The sequence below is a fragment of the Arthrobacter sp. P1_D12 genome, from assembly GCF_056406175.1.
Genome location: NZ_JBFUAR010000040.1, coordinates 1 through 16,238 on the forward strand (window position 1 = coordinate 1; position 16,238 = coordinate 16,238).

The following is a 16,238-nucleotide window of genomic DNA, read 5'->3' on the forward strand; positions in this document are numbered from 1 at the left end:
TGCGTCTCCGTAGTCGGGCATGCCGGAGTTGTGGTCCAGCAACTGGCGGACGGTGATCGGTCCGGGCGGCCGCAGTGCGTCTCCGTAGTCGGGCATGCCGGAGTTGTGGTCCAGCAACTGGCGGACGGTGATCGGTCCGGGCGGCCGCAGCGTGGTCCGGAAACTCTCCAGGACGCCGTTCACCGGGTCATCGAGCCCAATGAGTCCCTGGTCGACGAGTTTCAGGACGGAGACGGCGACCATCGACTTCGTAATGCTGGCTACCGATACCCGGTCCTGCGGCTGGGCCGGGTCATTGGTATCTAGGCTTCGCACCCCGTAGGCCTTGGACCATTCCCCGCCAGGCCATCGCAGGTGCACAACAAAGGCCGTCGCACCACCGTCCATGAAGTGCTGGACCCTGCGTTCCAGAGAATCAGTCGCTGCCTGGATCGCGGCGGCGCTCGGCGGAGTCGGCCCGGAAGGGGCCGGGCCGGGAGGGGCTCCCACGCAACCGCTCACAGCGACAAGCAAAACCGCGGAAAACGCGGCACCGATCAGACGAAGACGCGTCCGCCACCAAGCAGGCAAGGCACCCATGAACATCCTTTTACGCTCAAATGTGTCTTCTGGATAGGCATGGCTCTCAAAGTCCCTCCGCAGGCAGCCTGCTGAGTCGGCCAAGCCCGGTCTGAGACCGCCTCCTGGTCAGGGCGTTGCTGAGTACCATGGCGATCAAAGTTCTTCGCTTTGGCATCGATGCAGATCAGCGCGCAATGGTCGCCGGTTTCGTCAGGAATCTGGACGGGCATCTCAACAGTTTGAAAGGAAATGCTGCGCCTCCTAGTCGTAGAGTCGAGCCTTCCGCCGCCCAGGTCCGATTTGCTAACTTACAGGCGGAAAGCCGGTCTGACAGGTTGTTAATGTCCGCGTGAAAAGGCCGTAACCACAAGGACCGATTGTTAATCTTTGGCCGTATTGGACACTGGTTGTCCAGTACGCTCGAAGATTAACAGGTCCGCGTGTAGATTTTCCGCACTTTAACAATTGTTAATTTCGGACCGCCTGGAAGCGTCAGCAGCCTAGTTTTCCGCCTGCTCGGTTCCTGGAATAGGGGAGACAACTACCACGCTTCGAGGCTTCTCCTGCAACCGAATTGCAGCACTTGCTCAAACGAGAGGCCAGCAAGGCGAACTGGCCGATCTCCTGGGGAGATTCCTAGATGCTGTGACAGGCGGAGCGCCGTGATTCGTCGCCTGTTCTCGCATTCTCGGGTAGGGACAGGCCGGTGTTTATTGCCGTCGGACCTCAATGTCGCGGTGGTTCTTCTCGACCCAGTCGGCCATCCGGTTGCCCCGCCGCGCTATGAACTTCAGCGAGGCTTCCTGAACCCTGACGTACTCGTCCTTCGTGACCGGGACGCCGAGGCGCGTGAAGACCTTGTCCTCATCCTCCTCGAGGAAGAAGTCGATCTTCCCCTCCGGCGTCACGAGATCCTGGAAGTGGAAGAACTCCACGAACTTCTCGAACGTACAGAAGAGTTCAAAGAAGTCCCCATAGTTAGTGGTGACGTCGGCGAGGGGGCTGCCTGGCTCCTTGGCGTAGTGGCGCCGGATGCATTCCAGAGTCAAGTCCATCCGGTCCGCAATCCGTATCCGCATTCCCCTGGCGGTGTTGAGGGTGGGCAGGTGTATTGTCCTGACGGGCCAGATCATGGCGCTGCCGATCGTGTACGGCGGGTCGAAATAGCGGCGCTTCTGCTCCTCACTCAACTCGGCCTTAGCCTCGACCAAGGCCTTGGGCTTCCCCCACCTGGTGTAGGAGTTCGTGATGGCGTCACTGCCGACCGTGAACCACTTGTCGGGCGTCTGCTCGAACATCAGGTAGTTTTTCCGACGCACCTTGGGAACTTCCGAGACCGCCAGTTCGAACAGCTGCCCCTCGCATAGCTCCTTCTTCCAGAGCAGCTGATGGTCAGCCTTGAGCCGCGGACTATGGGAGTCCGGGTCCCTTCCTGGAGGCGTGGTGTCGAGCAGGTAGTTGAAGGCAATGTCGAAGACGCGCATGGAAGGAAGTCTATGTGCCCGCCTTTTGCGAACCGCGGAACCTGCAGCTGAAACAACTGCACGGTCGCGCAAGCACTTGGATGATAATCTTCGGCGGCATTGGGCTCCTCCAAGGACCCGCGGCCACCCCTTTAGCCAATCCCTTGGTGAGAACCTGGCGCCGGGCCTGCAGAGCATCGGGCCGCCTACGACAAGCTTCGCCCTGATTTGCTCTGGTTGATGAATTCCCCTATATCCACGCCTTCCCACACGGGCTAGCCTGGCTCCGCTTCAGTGTGCTGCGTGCTGATCGAACGCGAACTAATCAAGCTGCTGACCATACTTGGCCTGATCAACCGCGCTCTCCCTGTATGGCCGTCCGTCCTACCGCGTCCCGCTGGCGGGCATCTGCTGGTGCGCACAACACTTGCGCCGCTTCCCGGGCAGTGAGGCCACCCTGCCCAGCGCCGTGACTCTGACGTTCGAGGCAGTACGTCAGCTTGCCCTCCATAAGGTCAAACGCCGCCGACCCCCTACGCGGACCGGCAGTCCTGGTATTTATCTATCTGGATGACGTCAGCGACGGCCGTGTCTTCAACGGCCTCTTTTTCGGCCGACATCTCGACTGTGTGGTTGGTACTGTGCCGGAAGGCCGCGGGCGGGTTGGCGGTCTCGGCTGCGAACTCAGGAGCATCTCCGTTCACGGTTGGGACCTCTGGCTCGCTCAGCTTCGGGCGGAACAATCGCTGCGCAAGCCGTTTCCCCCCGGGCACGACTTTGGTGTCCCACAATGGTCTGCCCTTGGTGTCCCACAACTTAGTCGCACCCGGAATGAGGTAATTTTTCGTCAACGGAATCACGTACTTGTCAATGAGAAGCAGAGTGCGGTCGAAGTTTTGCTGGCGACGACGCTCTTCGGCCTCTTCTTCGCGCCTGCGGCGCGCCTCGTTCTCGCGGCTCGACCGCTCGTCGGCTCTAGGCTGGTTGGCCGGCTTCGGACGCCTCGGGTTCCCGTATTGAACTTTGAGCGTACCGTCATCGTTCCGGGCGCCGCCCGGGCCCAGCGAATCGAAGGAGATGGGGTTTCCGTCCTTATCGTGCTTCGGAACGTCTACAGCACTTCCTGGAACTCCGAATTGTCAATATTCATCGCGCCTCCAATAAGCTCATGGATGAGCTTATACCCTGCGCCGACTATGCTGGCCGCCTCATTAAGGCTCGCTTCATCCGTGTAACGGAGCGATCCAGGCCGGGCTAGCTGTAAAGAGGGGCCAACTGGGGTCACCTGAAGCTACTTTTGCGACTCACCGACCATAGGCGCCGCGTGGTCCTCAGTCCCAATTCTGACTATGGCAGTTTGATTCAGGACCGGTGTGACGGCTTGAACCAGGACCACCCACGACTCGCCGGTTGCTTGTGACGGTTTGAGTCAGGACCACCCCCATTTCCACCCTGCACCTTCATTCCGTTCTGGCCGGAATTGGAGCACGGCCCAGCCTGTGTCAGGTCATCGGCGGCTCGCTACCGACGTGGGACATAAACCCTCGGCATCGCGAGAGGTTCCGGCCGTACAGTGCGGCGCAGTTGGAGAATCGAGTCCCTTGTGTCACGACTGGGCCGCCTCTAAATCTCAGGGCGAGCAAAAGGAGGCGGATCCGGAACCACGACAGGAGCATAAAGGACCATCTGGTTTGTCCATGTCATGGCGCGCACGGGCTCCTGCGATCGCGGAAATACGCGGTAGCGAAAGTGGTCCTCGGTACCAAGTAGCCTGTCCATCTACATCTTCGAAGCGGAGTTGCCGCTCACTGCTGCTCGTAAAATGTTGCCTCCGTCGCTCCTGCGCCGGAGGCAGTAACTCTTATCGACCACGATCAATTCCCGTGGATCTGTAGGCCCGCCTTCGGTTGCTCCGGAGGCCAGCTCAGATGCTTACGAAGCTGTGTTGAAGCTCGAAAGATGAGGTGGTCATGAGCTCAAAGTCGTCAATCGACTGGAGGACGATCCTGGAGACGGACTTCAACTCGACTGCAGTGTCATTGATTGTTCGTGACCGAGATAGGGGAGGGCATGTTGCCCAGGCCATTGACGGACGCGGGGGGCGACGGCGGGATCGACATCGATGTACGTGACGCAGCCAGTGGCGAATTGGTAGAGATTTTGCCCCGCACGCAATGACGCGCGGCGCTGGCTGTGCCCGGTATTACAGGCAAAGGTCGGTGCCGATACGGGAGGCCTGCCATACGCCCACGGCCAGAACCCCGCCGGCAAGTGGCGCCGGTAAGATGCCATCATCACTTTCGCCGAGCACAAAGGAACACAGTGAGAATCGTCTCGTGGAACTGCTCTATGGCGTACTACAAGAAACGGCACCTGATCGAGGCGCTGCAGCCTGACGTCGTCATACTCCAAGAGGTGGCCAAGAAAGACATTTCCGCGGCTGAGCAACCCTTCGCGGCATGGACCGGCAGCAATCTGAACAAGGGTCTCGGAGTTATTGGATTCGCCAACGCTCGCTACAAAATTTCAGAACACGCGGATCCCAATTTGCCCTGGCATCTTCCCTTTTCGATCGACGGCCTCAACATCATTGCCCTTTGGGCGCATCAGTTGAATCGCGATCTAAGGTATGTTCGCGTGACCCATGAGATAGTCGACCGTAACGCAGAATTCCTCGCCGGCGGCAGGGCGTTGCTAATGGGGGACTTCAACAGCAACACGGTCTGGGACAGGGCGCATCCCAAGAGGAACCACAGCATGCTGGTCGAAAAGCTCGCTGGGCTTGGGCTCAGCAGCGTGTACCACCGCGACGCGGTGAACGACCAGGGGGCGGAGCCGACGAAAACGTACTTTCACACCCGGAACCTCCGATTCGGGCATCACATTGACTTCGCATTCCTGAGCGACGGCATCCCGGCCGATCTCCGAGTAGGGGATTCCGAAGACTGGTTGGCGCATAGCGACCACATGCCCCTGATCTTGGACATCGCTTAGTAACACGCGGGTCAGGCGCCGGCCCAGCAACCTTCCTTCGCGCGGTGGCGAATTGCCGGCGCCAGGTGCATGCTTTCCGCGAGCCCGGCTTGGACTGACCTTCCGATCTTTCCCCGTTCTCTAGCCCGGCATCATTCCACTCGCTCGGCGGGTTAGGGCCGCCGTCCTGATGATGCTTCCAGACTGGAATCAGAGGACTTTGAGGTTGATCTCCTTTGTTTCTGTCTCCGGTGACACGTCCGTCGCGCCACCGGCCTGCGTGTCGGCCTGACCGGGAAGTGACCGTGATCGGGCCGCTCGCACCTGCGTGGGTACGAGCGACCGCGATCCTCGGTCCGACCGTCAGGTGTAGCTCAGGCTGACCAGCAGTGCTTTGAGTTGGGTGTATTGGTTTGTCGCCATCCAGGCCTTCGCGGCCTCCCTGTTCGGGAACCCCGGGTCGCCGAAAAGAACCCGGGTGAACAGTCCGGCGTTGGCGGTGGAGACGAGATTGCACCATGATGCGACGCCTTCGCCCTCCTTCAGCGACCGGGGATCAGTTAGCCCCATGAAGTAGGCATCGCCATCACCAGAGGATTCCACAGCGAATCCGTAGACGGGCTTCTTGCCGTCCGGCGCCGTCATTCCGGAAACTGCCTTGTGATCGAACACGTGACGCGTCACGGGACCGCCAGCACACCCTGCAGTGACGCCGTTGGCCAGGAAGAGCAGATCGTTTCCCGCACCGTCAGCAACGGTGACCTCAACGCCGGGAAGGCCGGCGGGCGGGTGCACGGTTCGCACGGTCCACGTCTCCGGATAGGCGAACGAGATGTGTCCGTCCGGGAACGTGAAGGTCTTCAGCGCGGGAGACCCGTGCTTACCCGCTGAGGCGGGAACCTCCGACGCCGGTACCGCCCTGGCGGCAGTTGCCGTCGGTCCTGCAGTGGAAGCAGGTGGGAAAGTTAACGTCGCCGTGCGGTCTGCCATGGTACTCACGACAAGGCTCGAAGCGGCGGCCGGAGCCCCTGGCTGTGGCCCACAGCCGGCAAGGGCGAGGCCGATGGAAGAACCTGCGATGGTGACGGCAGTGAAGAGTCTGGCGCGATGTGAATGCATTGTGTAGCCCCCAATTCTTATGACGGCGGACCGAATGCCCCGCTTGAAAGCAAAGTTTCCGGGACACGGCCAGTAATTACAGCCAGGGCAAGTTATTTATGCCTTCCGATCGCCACACGCCTCAGATGGCCGCCGCCTGCCTCCCCGCCGGCACCCGTGACAGGAAGTCCTCCACCACCGCGGCGAACTCGTCGGGCCGTTCGATCTGCGGCATGTGCCCCGTCTTCGAGAATGTGTACGACTCGGCGTGTGGCAACGCTGCCACTGCCGCCTCGAGGTGGCTGAACGGGAGGATGTGGTCGTGGTCGCCCCAGACCACGAGCGTGGGAGTCTCCGACTGCGCCAACGCCCCGAGGAGGGCCCTCCGCCACCCGGCCCTGACGCCAAAGATGGTTCCGAGGTCGCGAGCGACGTCGAGGAGGGTTTGGCGGTGGGACGCCCGCTGCGACAAAGCGAACGCGTGGTCAACGCGGGCGTCGGTCACGAGTGCTTTGTCGTAGAAGATCGACTGGACGGTGCGGCGCGAAGCCCCTGGATCCGGACGCAGCAGCAACGAAGCGAGCGGCCCGACCGCGAGCAGGCGCAATACCAGTGCAACCTCCTTGCCGAACCCGGCACTGTTCGCAAGAACCAGCGCCGAGACACGGTCCGGGTGTTCGGCAGCCAGTTTCATGGCGACGGCCCCGCCCAGCGAGTTTCCCATCACGGGGAGCGGCTCGTGCACCCCGACGGCGTCGAGGAAAGCCGGCAGGACGTCGGCCAGTTTCGCCAACGTCGCCGGCCCGGAAAGCCGTTCCGAGTAAGCAAATCCGGGAAGGTCCACGCTGTAAACGGCGTGGCGTGCCGAGAGCCGCTCGTGCTGCCCGTTCCAGTCCTCCAGGCTCTGGCCGATCCCGTGCAGGACCAGCACGGGGTCGCCGCTGCCGGTCTTCCGGTAGCGCAACCGCGTGCCTGCGACGTCGACGTATCCCGTTCCCGGGAGCGCCAGGGGATCCCGGCGCACAAATGGCGCCCCACCGGACGCCCGCACCCGTTGTCCGCGCCGACCGAAACGGACCCGGTCGGTCAACCTGCCGGCCCTCAGGAGGGCAAAGTCTCGGAAGTAGTTCTGGTGCAGCCGCCACGGTGAACCGGCACCCTGCCGGGGCAGCTGATCGGCCCCGCGGAAAATGTAGCCGGCCTTCAGGTCAATCAGGGAGGACAGCTCACCGTTGGCGACATCGGCAGGCGCCGCGGGCACCACCCAATGCAGTCCCCGCCGGTCAAGATGCTTCAGCAGCCGGCAGACGTAGCCTGCGACCAGATCCGCCTTCAGGGTCCACGATGCATTGGTGTACCCGATGGTGAGCGCAAAGTTGGGCACGCCGTCGAGCATCATGCCCTTGTAGGTCAGGGCCTTGCCCACGTCCACGGGCTCGCCGTCGACGGTGAGCGTCATCCCGCCAATCACCAGCAGATTCAATCCCGTCGCCGTGACGATGACGTCGGCCGGGATCGACCCGCCCGAGACCAGGTCAATCCCGTCCGGCGTGATCCGGGAGATCCTGTCGGTGACGATGTCGGCAGTGCCTGCGCTGATCGCGCGGTAGAGGTCCCCGTTGGGGATCGCGCAGACCCGCTGGTCCCACGGCTGATACGACGGCGCCAGGTGCGTGTCCACCGCAAAGCCCTGCGGCAGCTTGGCGACCGCAGATTTGCGCAGGATCGCTTTCATGGTCTCCGGCCGCCGTCGGCTGAGCTGGTACGTGAACATCGAAAAGAGAATGTTCTTGACCCGGACGACGTCGTACGCCAGTTGCGCGGGCAGCTTGCCCCGGAGGCGGTCGGCCAGGTGGTCGCGGGACGGCACGGGGGCGATGTACGTGGGGGAGCGCTGCAGCATCGTCACCTTCGCGGCCGACTTCGCCATGGACGGCACAAGTGTCACCGCGGTGGCCCCGCTGCCGATGATCACCACCTGCTTGCCCTCGTAATCGAGGTCGGCCGGCCAGTGCTGCGGGTGGACGATCGATCCGGCGAAGGTGTCGGCGCCCTCAATGGCAGGGGTAAACCCCTCGTCATAGCGGTAATAGCCTGAGCACACAGACAGGAAAGAGCATGTGAACGTGACCGCCTCGGCGGTGCCGGGTCCCGGGTCGCCGTGCCGGTATTCGCCCTCGGAGGTGCGGACGGCCGTCACCGTCCACAGCGCGGTGTCGCTGGACCAGTCGGCAGAGACCACCCGGGTGTTCAGCCGGATCTGCGGGGAAAGGCCCTCGTCCGCAATGGTCGCCTCGATGTAGTCGCGGATCGAATCGCCGTCGGCAATCGCCTTGGCACCGGCCCAGGGCCGAAAGGAATAGCCGAGCGTGTACATGTCGCTGTCGGAGCGGACGCCCGGGTATCGGAAGAGATCCCAGGTGCCGCCCACCGTGCCCCGGGACTCCAGGATCGCGAACGTCTTCCCTGGTGTTTCGCGTTTCAGCCGGCTCGCGAAACCTATGCCGCTCAGCCCGGCTCCGACAATCAACACATCCACGTGCGCGCTCATCACGCCACGCTATCGACTTAAAGTCGAGAGAGTCAACACCGTGTTGATACCTCGCGTTAGGATGGGCGCATGGCTCCACGTGGAAGACGTACAGCACGGGTCTCGGGGGATGAACGCCAGGACGCGATCCTCGCCACCGCCGAGGCGCTCCTTGGCGAGCGGTCCTTCGACGACGTTTCGATCGAAGAGCTGGCCCGCGGCGCCGGCATCTCGCGCCCCACCTTCTACTTCTACTTCTCGTCCAAGGATGAGATGCTGCTGGCCCTTCTGGACCGGGTGGTCTCCGAGGTGGAACACCGGGTCAGCGAGTTGCCGCGAAATTTCGAAAGTGACCCCGCGGGAGCCTGGACGCGCTCCATTGGCATGTTCGTTGAGGTGTTCGTGGCCCATCGCGGCGTCGCCACCGCGGTGATTGCAGCGCGGACCCGCAACGACGAGGTGCGCGCCCTCTGGTCCAAATCGATGCAGTCCTGGGTCGATTTCTCGAGCGATGTCATCGCGTCCGAGCAAGCCCGAGGGGCTGCGCCGGACGGCATCGACGCCCATGACCTGGCCGTAAGCCTCAATCTCATGAACGAGCGGGTGATCACCGCCGTCCTCAACCGGGAGATGCCCGCGATCGCGGAGTCCCATGCCCTGGACGTGTTATCCACCATCTGGATCCGCAGTATCTACGGGTCCGTCAACCCCGGCCGTTCCTAGCGCCGGGTGGAAAGGAAGAACCCGCATGCCCCACCAGATCAAAACCTTGACCGTGCTCGGCACCGGAGTGCTCGGTTCCCAGATCGCCTATCAGGCCGCCTTCCACGGATTCGCTGTCACCGCCTACGACGTCGACGGCGACGCCCTGGAGAAGGCCCGGGCGCGCTTCGCCCGGCTTGTCGGCATCTACCGGACGGCCAACGTCGGCGGTGCCGGAGAGAGCAAAGCCGAGGCAGCTCTTGAAAACCTCCGCCTCACCGCCAACCTCGGGGACGCCGTCGCCGATGCAGACCTCGTGATCGAGGCCGTTCCTGAGCTGCTCGAGGTGAAGCGGGACGTCTACCGCACGCTCGCAGACCTGGCCCCCGCCAAGACCATCTTCGCCACGAACTCATCAACTTTGCTGCCCAGTGATCTCAAAGATTCCACCGGCCGCCCCGACCGCTTCCTCGCCATCCATTACGCCAACAACATCTGGGCGCAGAACATCGCCGAGGTGATGGGCACCGCCGAAACCGATCCCGCAGTCTTCGACGCCGTCGTCGACTTCGCGCGAAACAGCGGGCTGGAGCCGATCGAGATCAGGAAGGAGAAGGCCGGCTACGTGCTGAACTCCCTGCTGGTCCCGCTCCTGAACGCGGCCGCCGGCCTGCTGCTCCAAGGCGTCGCCAGCCCGGAAACGATCGACAAGACGTGGCGCATTGCCACCGGAGCGCCGAGCGGTCCGTTCCAGATCTACGACGTCGTCGGGCTGGGAACCGCCTACAACATTGCCGCCTCATCGCCAGACCCCGGATCTCAGGCCTTCGCCCGGTACCTCAAGGACAACTACATCGACCAGGGCAAGCTCGGCGTCGAGACGGGCGAGGGTTTTTACACCTACTAAGTCTTCGCATGGGCTGACGGACGGTGCTGACGGACGGTCCAGCGGAGCGGGAGTGGCTGCGGAACCGCTTTTTACACGGACCCGGTCAGCCCTGGCGGTTCGTGTCCAGGACGGTGACGTCCAGGGGCATGCGCCTGGCGCGACGGAGGCGTCCGGCCAGCACATTGCGCACCCCGCGGGTCACCATGGTCGTCTTGGTCAGATACCGGAACTCGGCGGCGTCCGACGTTACGAGGTCCAGGAGCGGGCGCGCGGCGTCGTCAGGGGTCTGCCCCCACAGCCCGACGACGACCTGCAACCCGCCCAGTCGATGCTGGTACCCGGGCTGGGACGTGACGTGCCCCAGCATGTCCGTGATCACCAGGCCCGGATTCATGCCATGCACCCGGACGCCGGTGCCCTTGGTCTCCACCCGCAACGTCTCGGTGAACTGGCGGACCCAACGCTTGCTTGACGCATACGCGTTCTGCAGGGCCACCGGCCCCTGGTCGCCGTGGCCGTACACGTTGACGAGGTCGCCGCGACCTTGGCCGATGAACACCGGCAACGCCACCCTCGACCCGTGGAACGTGCCGAGGATGTTCGTGCGCACCACTTGCGTGAAGTCCTCGACCGGCGTGGACGCCGTCGGCCCGAAGACACCGGAAGCTCCGGCGTTGTTGACCCAGATGTCGAGCGTCCCGCGGCTAAGGGCCTCGTCGCGCAGGGCCTCGACGTCGGCCAGCTCACCGGTGTCGCACTGACGCCCGGATGCCGCGATCCCTTCCGCATGCAGCCGCTCGACGGCGGCCTCGACGTCGGCGTCCGACCTGGACGCCAGCACCACCGTCGCACCCTGATGCCCCAGCAACCGGGCCATGGCCAACCCCAGGCCGCGCGTCGAGCCAGTCACGACTGCCACGCGACCGCGGAGGACATCTCGTCGCGAACCCATGCTTCTCTCATACGCGCAGCGGCCGGGGAGAGCAAGAGCGCAGGCGTGGTGAAAGTTCCGAGGTGGTTGTCCGCCGGGTGGTTCCCAAGCGGCGCTGTTCCATCGCATCGGGGCAATTATCGGGGGTCTGTCGGGACGCCGCGGACGGATTTAGACTGAATCATTCCGCGACGCCGGCGTCTGCCTCGGGCGGGGAGGAAGATCAGCGGCCGCCTTGTCGCACGTAGTCGGCGGGATCGTAGTGAATCCGGAGTGTCGAGATCTTGCCGTTGTCGAAGCGGAAGAACTCTGCGAGCCTGACAAACCCGGCCGGCATGCGGGCGTCGTAGAGTATCGCGGAGCCATCTGCGCCGTGGACCTCTTGGATGATCTCGAGGTCCGACACCGTGGCGATGAAGCCCTTTACGCCTTGGCAGAATCCGGCGGCCCCTGTGCGCTTCCCTGCGATCGGACCTTCAAATTCGAGGCCGTCGACGAGCAAAGTGCGAAGCTCGCCGTCGGGGTCGAACGCATCTATGCCGGCGGCCAGGATCCGGTAGTAGCGCTGGAGTACGTCTGGCGCAGCCTTGCTCAGCGTGGACATCGGCAGTCCTCCTTAAGATTGAAATCTTCAAGCTCTGCACATCGATGAGGCGGAGAACGCGGTTCAATGTGGACCGGATCGTCGCCGGTCAGGTTATATCCGTTGAGTACAGAAGTCACGACGTCGAGGAGGGCTGCCGCTGCGGCGTGGTGCTCACCGTCGTTTCAGCGGCGTGGCGGGGCTGAAGTCCCCGGAGTCGTTCCGGCCTTCTGCTGGTTCGCGGCCGTCAGCGTCTTGCCTAGAACTCTGTAGTGCCACGCAGCCGGCGGGGGCGGCCGTCCGGGTCAACGACGAGGCGGCTCATCGGAACCGCCCAGAGACGTTGGCGGGACGACACGGGCTCTGGGGTGTGGTGGCGCACGTGTCCGGTGGGGCGGGGCGAGCGGTGCCCGGTTTCGTGCCATTGGTCGAGAGCGTCTGCGGTGGTGTTCCAAAGCTTGAGACCGGCTGCCGGGTCGAGGAGCCGTGGATCGTCCTGGTCCAGGCCAAGATGTTCTGCCCAGAGTTGGAGCCGGAGCCCGTGGGCCAACGGCCGGGAAGCGTCGTGGCCCGAGTCTGTGCCGGGAGTTTCCCCGTTGTCAGCAGTGGCGTCTAGTACGGCGCAGGTGAGCTCGCTGTCGTTGGTCCAGGACCGGCGGTTGAAGTTGTCTGAGCCGCAGGTGAACCAGGTGTCGTCGATGATGCAGACTTTGGCGTGGACGTAGATCGGAGTTCCGGCGCTGTTCTCCAGGTCGAACACGCCGACCCTGTCCGGCGCGACCCGGCGCAGCATCCTGATGGCACGCAGTTGGCCGATCCGGATAGCCGGTCCTGCGACAGCACCGTCGGAGTCGGGGTAGCGGGGGACGACGGCGATCACGTTCAATTCGGGGTTGCGTTCCAGGGCCTCCGCAATTCCGGTTGCGACCTCTGTCGACCACAGGTACTGGTCCTCGATGTAGATCAGCGAGCGGGCGCGGGCGAAGGTCTTCGCATAGCCGCGGGCAATGCTGCGTTCCCCTTCGGGCGCGAACGGGAACGGAGGACGTTTCACCCCGTAGGTGCGCAGCAGCTGCACGGAGTGAGGGCCCGCCGGTGGGGGCGGCGGCGCCGCCTCCGGGAGCGGTTCGGGGTGCCGGGGCATTCGGGCCAGACGTTGCAGCAGCATCCGGTAGGGGGTGCGCCGGTCCAGGGGATGGGGGTCATTCCACCGTTCAGCAAACACAGCCAGGACATCTGCCACCACGGGGCCACGCAGTTCGAGGGCGGCATCGTGCCACGGGGGTCGTTCCCCGTACCGGGAATCCATGTCCACCGCTTGCGGGTCTCCCGCATGGTCGGTGTCGTCCCGACGGGTGTGGGAAAGGTCGATCCCGCCAACGAACGCGACGTCCCGCGACGGATTGTCACGATGGCGGATGACGAACAGTTTTTGGTGATGGGAGCCGAACAGGCGTACACGCTGGTCCAGCAGGACCTCTCCGCCGGCGTCGTTGACCTGACGGCTTAGCAGCTCGTTGGATCGGCTGCTGATCGGGGCCGATACGCGCTCTCCGTGGGATCTCCAGACAAGGCCCCGCACTTCCACGCCCGCGCGGGCCAAGCCCGCGAGCACCTCGCCGATCGACGGTCCGTCGGCCAGCAGCCGCTCGTCGGCGTCGCCACGCCAGTCGGTGAACCATACGCGGTCTCCCGCCTGCAGGGCAGTCAATTCCTCATGCAGCCGGGCGAAGTAGGTCGCTCCATGAATCAGGGGTCGCACTAGATTGCCCTCCGACCACGCTGGCGATCCGGCAACCCCCGCGTGGACGTCTGTGGCCAGATTCCCCCGCTCGGCGCGACTCAGAAACCACGTACCAGCATCACTGTCCACTTAGTCCTTCTTTCGGCGCCCGAGCCCAGGGCACTAGTGTCCGATCTTCAACGTAGCGACTGTGCTGCCTGATGTCACCGACCGGGTCAAAGGTGTCCGGTATCAGCGGACCAGCGGAACGCCCGCTCGTGTTGGGCGCCCACTTGAACTGATACATAGGGATTGCTTGTAAGGAAGGCGGCGCAGCACCGGATCAAGCCGCTCTCCGGCCCTACCGGGATGACGCTGGACGGCCTATCGTGGTCCTGACACAGCCCGAGGGAAAGGAACGACGATGTTCACCCTGCAGATTAGCTATCCGGTCCGGGACTACGAGGCCTTTAAGAAGGTCTTCGACAGCGATCCCGCAGGCCGCGCCGCCTCCGGCGCCCGGGCTGTCCGCCTGTTCCGGGACACCGAGGACCGGAACAGCGTGGCCGTGCTCCTTGATTTCGACACCAGGGACGCCGCTACCGTCTTTCTGGAAAAGTTGCGCAGCCAGGTGTGGGACAAACCTGAGGTGATCGGGCAGCTGATGACGGCAGCGCCGACAGCCAGGATTCTGGAAGAAGTGGCCCGCGAGGGCCAGGGCGCGGGCTGACCGCTGAGAATCCTGCTGGACTCGCGGTGGCACAAGAAACCGCTGCATCCCGTGGGTGCCAATGTTGGCTCTCGGGCAGGTTTGGGCGCTAAGAGAGCGTCGAGTTCAAAGCCCACCTAATGCCCGCCTGGAGCCCGCATTATGCCTGCCGGGAGTATGAGGAACCCGAGGCCGTCCGTTCCAATAGTCCGAAGTCGATCATGTAGCGGCGCAGCATGACGACGTCATCGGTATAACCGAGCAGTCGTTCATTAACCTGCTTTTCCGTTAGGTGTTCGCCCGGCTCAATAGCTTCGCTGACGATCCAGGCCAGGAGCTCCCGCCGTTCCGTCACGTTGGCTGGATACCTCTCGATCCTCCCCAAGCGCATGAAGCGGGCCAATCCGGTCTGCGGCTGCCGCCGGGGTTGCTGCCTGAGGAGGTCGCGGAAGATCGCCTCGGGTGCCTCAAGGTCACTGGCGGCATTGCGTTCCACGAGTCCTGACTCAAGGAGGACAGCGATGGCCCGGTTTCGCCGGTGGTCATTCAGGTCAGCAAGCACGTCGGGGAGCTTGGCGCCGAGCACTATCTGCGCGTAGGCGGTCCGAGCGTCCGTGTTAGCGAGGGCTGCCACTACGCGCCGCCAGTGCGGTCCACTCACCATCGTCGTTCCGGTCACAGCGTTTTCCTCACTCTGCATTTGCCCCCGTCTGTGCTGGTCACGGGTACTTGGTCAACAGGCAAAATCGTAGTCCTGCGCGGGTGTGGCGGACAGGGCCCGCAGACGGCAGGCTGATGGCCCGGACATTGACGGTTGTCCGTTCAGATGGGTTGCAGCAGGCGGTATTCCGGCGCTGTGTCGGGAAATTGGTGTCCGGCGGTGAATTGGTGCCAGTCCGGGAAGGGGTCCGGGGGCAGGTCTGGGTCCGGATCCGCGGGCTGGCCTTGAGCGGGGTCCGTGTCGGTGTCGGGTTCATACGTGGCCGGGATATGGGGCAGCCAGTCCTCGGGCCGGCGGGGTGATTCCCAGTCCTCGGGCCAGTGGGGTGGTTCCCAGTCCTGGTGTTCACTGGGATAGTGCCGTCCGGACGGTGAGGTCCAGCCSGGCGGGTGGTCYYTGCTGGCCCSGKCSGGTGTCCAGGCGGAGGCGTGTTTGAGCCGGTGGTGTTTSSGGCAGGGCTGGCCSAGGTTSGAGATSCCGGTGGTGCCGCCGTCGGCCCAGGCCAGGAGGTGGTCTGCCTCGTTGTCCAGGGARTGGTTGCCGCAGCCGGGGAASGGGCACCGGCCGTCGCGGAGCCGGAGCCAGTGGCGCTGGGCCGTCGTSAGGCGGTAGCTGGTCCGGCCGATTTCCAGCGGGGCGCCGTCCCGGGGGTCGGTCAGGACCCGGTGGAAGGAGCCGGCGCCGTCGGCGATCAGGCGGCGGGCCATCGACGGCGGGATCGGACCGTATCCGTCCAGGATGGCGGGTTCGTCGGTGGCGCCGAGCAGGGACAGGACCGGGACGGTGACCAGGACCTGCGCCCGCGGGACCGGAACAAACGCCCCCGCACGAGCTCCCGCCCCCGTACCGGTGCCCGTGCCGGTGCCGCCGTCGGCCGATCCACCGGTGCCACCGCCGGCCGCGCAGCCGTCGTCTCCCGCACCCGTGCCGGTGCCGGTGGTGAGGAGCCAGGTGGCGGTGATGTCGGCGCGGAGCTGGGCCAGGGTCCGTGACTCGTCCGGGCCCTGGAGGGCGCGGGCCGCCGCTGTGGTCCGGTCCCAGATCCCGGCGGCGGTGTCGGCCGGAAGGTGGGCGGAGAGCCAGGCCATGCCGTCCCGGTCCGGGACGAACTCGACCCGCCGGTCCGCGGCGCTCCTGGTGTGGCGTTCCTCGATGCCGGCCGGGTGGTGGCGTTCGCGCCAGGCGCGGGCCTTGGCCCGGAACCGGGACGGAACGAGCTCCCCGGCCGGGCAGCCACGGGCCGGGTTCGGCGCACCTGGGTCCAGGAAATGTGCCTCGAGAGCGGCCGCCCCGGCCGCATCCAGGCTGCTGGTTTCGTCCACGAGGATCCGGGCGTGCTGCCAGGAGATCGCCCC

At 64.3% G+C, this 16,238-nt stretch carries 14 protein-coding genes; 4 read left to right on the plus strand and 10 right to left on the minus strand.

Translation table 11 applies throughout. The features are described from left to right. From AC1DZV_RS21345 to AC1DZV_RS21355, 3 genes are all read right to left on the minus strand, one after another. Positions 1-585, minus strand: a 585-nt coding sequence (locus AC1DZV_RS21345; protein WP_476954522.1) for a serine hydrolase domain-containing protein, incomplete at its 3' end; no start/stop codon positions are given. Positions 586-1,271: 686 nt separating this feature from the next. Then, a complete protein-coding gene (locus AC1DZV_RS21350; protein WP_476950769.1) occupies positions 1,272-2,045 on the minus strand; it encodes a DUF6994 family protein in 774 nt (257 codons plus the stop codon). A gap of 512 nt (positions 2,046-2,557) precedes the next feature. Beyond that, complete coding sequence (locus AC1DZV_RS21355; protein WP_476947055.1) at positions 2,558-2,728, minus strand: hypothetical protein; 171 nt, start codon at positions 2,726-2,728, stop codon at positions 2,558-2,560. 1,618 nt (positions 2,729-4,346) lie between these two features. On the opposite strand from AC1DZV_RS21355, the gene AC1DZV_RS21360 reads away from it, so the two are divergent. After that, positions 4,347-5,018, plus strand: coding sequence for an endonuclease/exonuclease/phosphatase family protein (locus AC1DZV_RS21360; protein WP_476952316.1), 672 nt, complete (start codon positions 4,347-4,349; stop codon positions 5,016-5,018). Between the two features lie 342 nt (positions 5,019-5,360). Here AC1DZV_RS21360 and AC1DZV_RS21365 read toward each other — a convergent pair whose 3' ends face one another. Then, positions 5,361-5,996, minus strand: a complete 636-nt coding sequence (locus AC1DZV_RS21365; protein WP_476952315.1) for a hypothetical protein — start codon at positions 5,994-5,996, stop codon at positions 5,361-5,363. Positions 5,997-6,237: 241 nt separating this feature from the next. Then, positions 6,238-8,646, minus strand: coding sequence for an alpha/beta fold hydrolase (locus AC1DZV_RS21370; protein ID WP_476952314.1), 2,409 nt, complete (start codon positions 8,644-8,646; stop codon positions 6,238-6,240). 69 nt (positions 8,647-8,715) lie between these two features. On the opposite strand from AC1DZV_RS21370, the gene AC1DZV_RS21375 reads away from it, so the two are divergent. Continuing rightward, positions 8,716-9,348, plus strand: coding sequence for a TetR/AcrR family transcriptional regulator (locus AC1DZV_RS21375; RefSeq protein ID WP_476952313.1), 633 nt, complete (start codon positions 8,716-8,718; stop codon positions 9,346-9,348). A gap of 25 nt (positions 9,349-9,373) precedes the next feature. Then, entirely contained in the window at positions 9,374-10,234 is an 861-nt protein-coding gene (locus tag AC1DZV_RS21380; protein WP_476952312.1) for a 3-hydroxyacyl-CoA dehydrogenase, read from the plus strand. Between the two features lie 85 nt (positions 10,235-10,319). On the opposite strand, the gene AC1DZV_RS21385 is transcribed toward AC1DZV_RS21380, so the two are convergent. From AC1DZV_RS21385 to AC1DZV_RS21395, 3 genes are all read right to left on the minus strand, one after another. Further along, positions 10,320-11,126: an SDR family NAD(P)-dependent oxidoreductase gene (locus AC1DZV_RS21385; RefSeq protein ID WP_476952311.1), complete on the minus strand. Its 807-nt coding sequence runs from the start codon at positions 11,124-11,126 to the stop codon at positions 10,320-10,322. Positions 11,127-11,370: 244 nt separating this feature from the next. Then, positions 11,371-11,751: a nuclear transport factor 2 family protein gene (locus AC1DZV_RS21390; RefSeq protein ID WP_476952310.1), complete on the minus strand. Its 381-nt coding sequence runs from the start codon at positions 11,749-11,751 to the stop codon at positions 11,371-11,373. A 238-nt stretch (positions 11,752-11,989) separates the two neighbouring features. Then, positions 11,990-13,492 carry a phospholipase D family protein gene (locus tag AC1DZV_RS21395; protein ID WP_476954523.1) on the minus strand — a complete coding sequence of 501 codons (1,503 nt, stop codon included), beginning with the start codon at positions 13,490-13,492 and terminating at the stop codon, positions 11,990-11,992. 385 nt (positions 13,493-13,877) lie between these two features. Between AC1DZV_RS21395 and AC1DZV_RS21400 the strand changes: the two genes are divergently transcribed. Next, positions 13,878-14,183, plus strand: coding sequence for a hypothetical protein (locus AC1DZV_RS21400; protein ID WP_476954524.1), 306 nt, complete (start codon positions 13,878-13,880; stop codon positions 14,181-14,183). 139 nt (positions 14,184-14,322) lie between these two features. Here the strand turns inward: AC1DZV_RS21400 and AC1DZV_RS21405 are convergent, their stop codons facing one another. Further along, on the minus strand, positions 14,323-14,841 hold the full coding sequence (locus AC1DZV_RS21405; protein WP_476954525.1) for a DUF2087 domain-containing protein: 519 nt from the start codon (positions 14,839-14,841) through the stop codon (positions 14,323-14,325). A gap of 143 nt (positions 14,842-14,984) precedes the next feature. Next, positions 14,985-16,238: HNH endonuclease signature motif containing protein (locus AC1DZV_RS21410; RefSeq protein ID WP_476954526.1), on the minus strand; the 1,254-nt coding region annotated here is incomplete at its 5' end.

Excerpts from the sequence above, each read along its gene's own strand:
- AC1DZV_RS21350 (WP_476950769.1), bottom strand. The coding sequence starts at position 2,045 with ATGCGCGTCTTCGACATTGCCTTCAACTACCTGCTCGACACCACGCCT.
- AC1DZV_RS21370 (WP_476952314.1), bottom strand. The coding sequence starts at position 8,646 with ATGAGCGCGCACGTGGATGTGTTGATTGTCGGAGCCGGGCTGAGCGGC.
- AC1DZV_RS21375 (WP_476952313.1), top strand. The coding sequence starts at position 8,716 with ATGGCTCCACGTGGAAGACGTACAGCACGGGTCTCGGGGGATGAACGC.
- AC1DZV_RS21380 (WP_476952312.1), top strand. The coding sequence starts at position 9,374 with ATGCCCCACCAGATCAAAACCTTGACCGTGCTCGGCACCGGAGTGCTC.
- AC1DZV_RS21390 (WP_476952310.1), bottom strand. The coding sequence starts at position 11,751 with ATGTCCACGCTGAGCAAGGCTGCGCCAGACGTACTCCAGCGCTACTAC.
- AC1DZV_RS21400 (WP_476954524.1), top strand. The coding sequence starts at position 13,878 with ATGTTCACCCTGCAGATTAGCTATCCGGTCCGGGACTACGAGGCCTTT.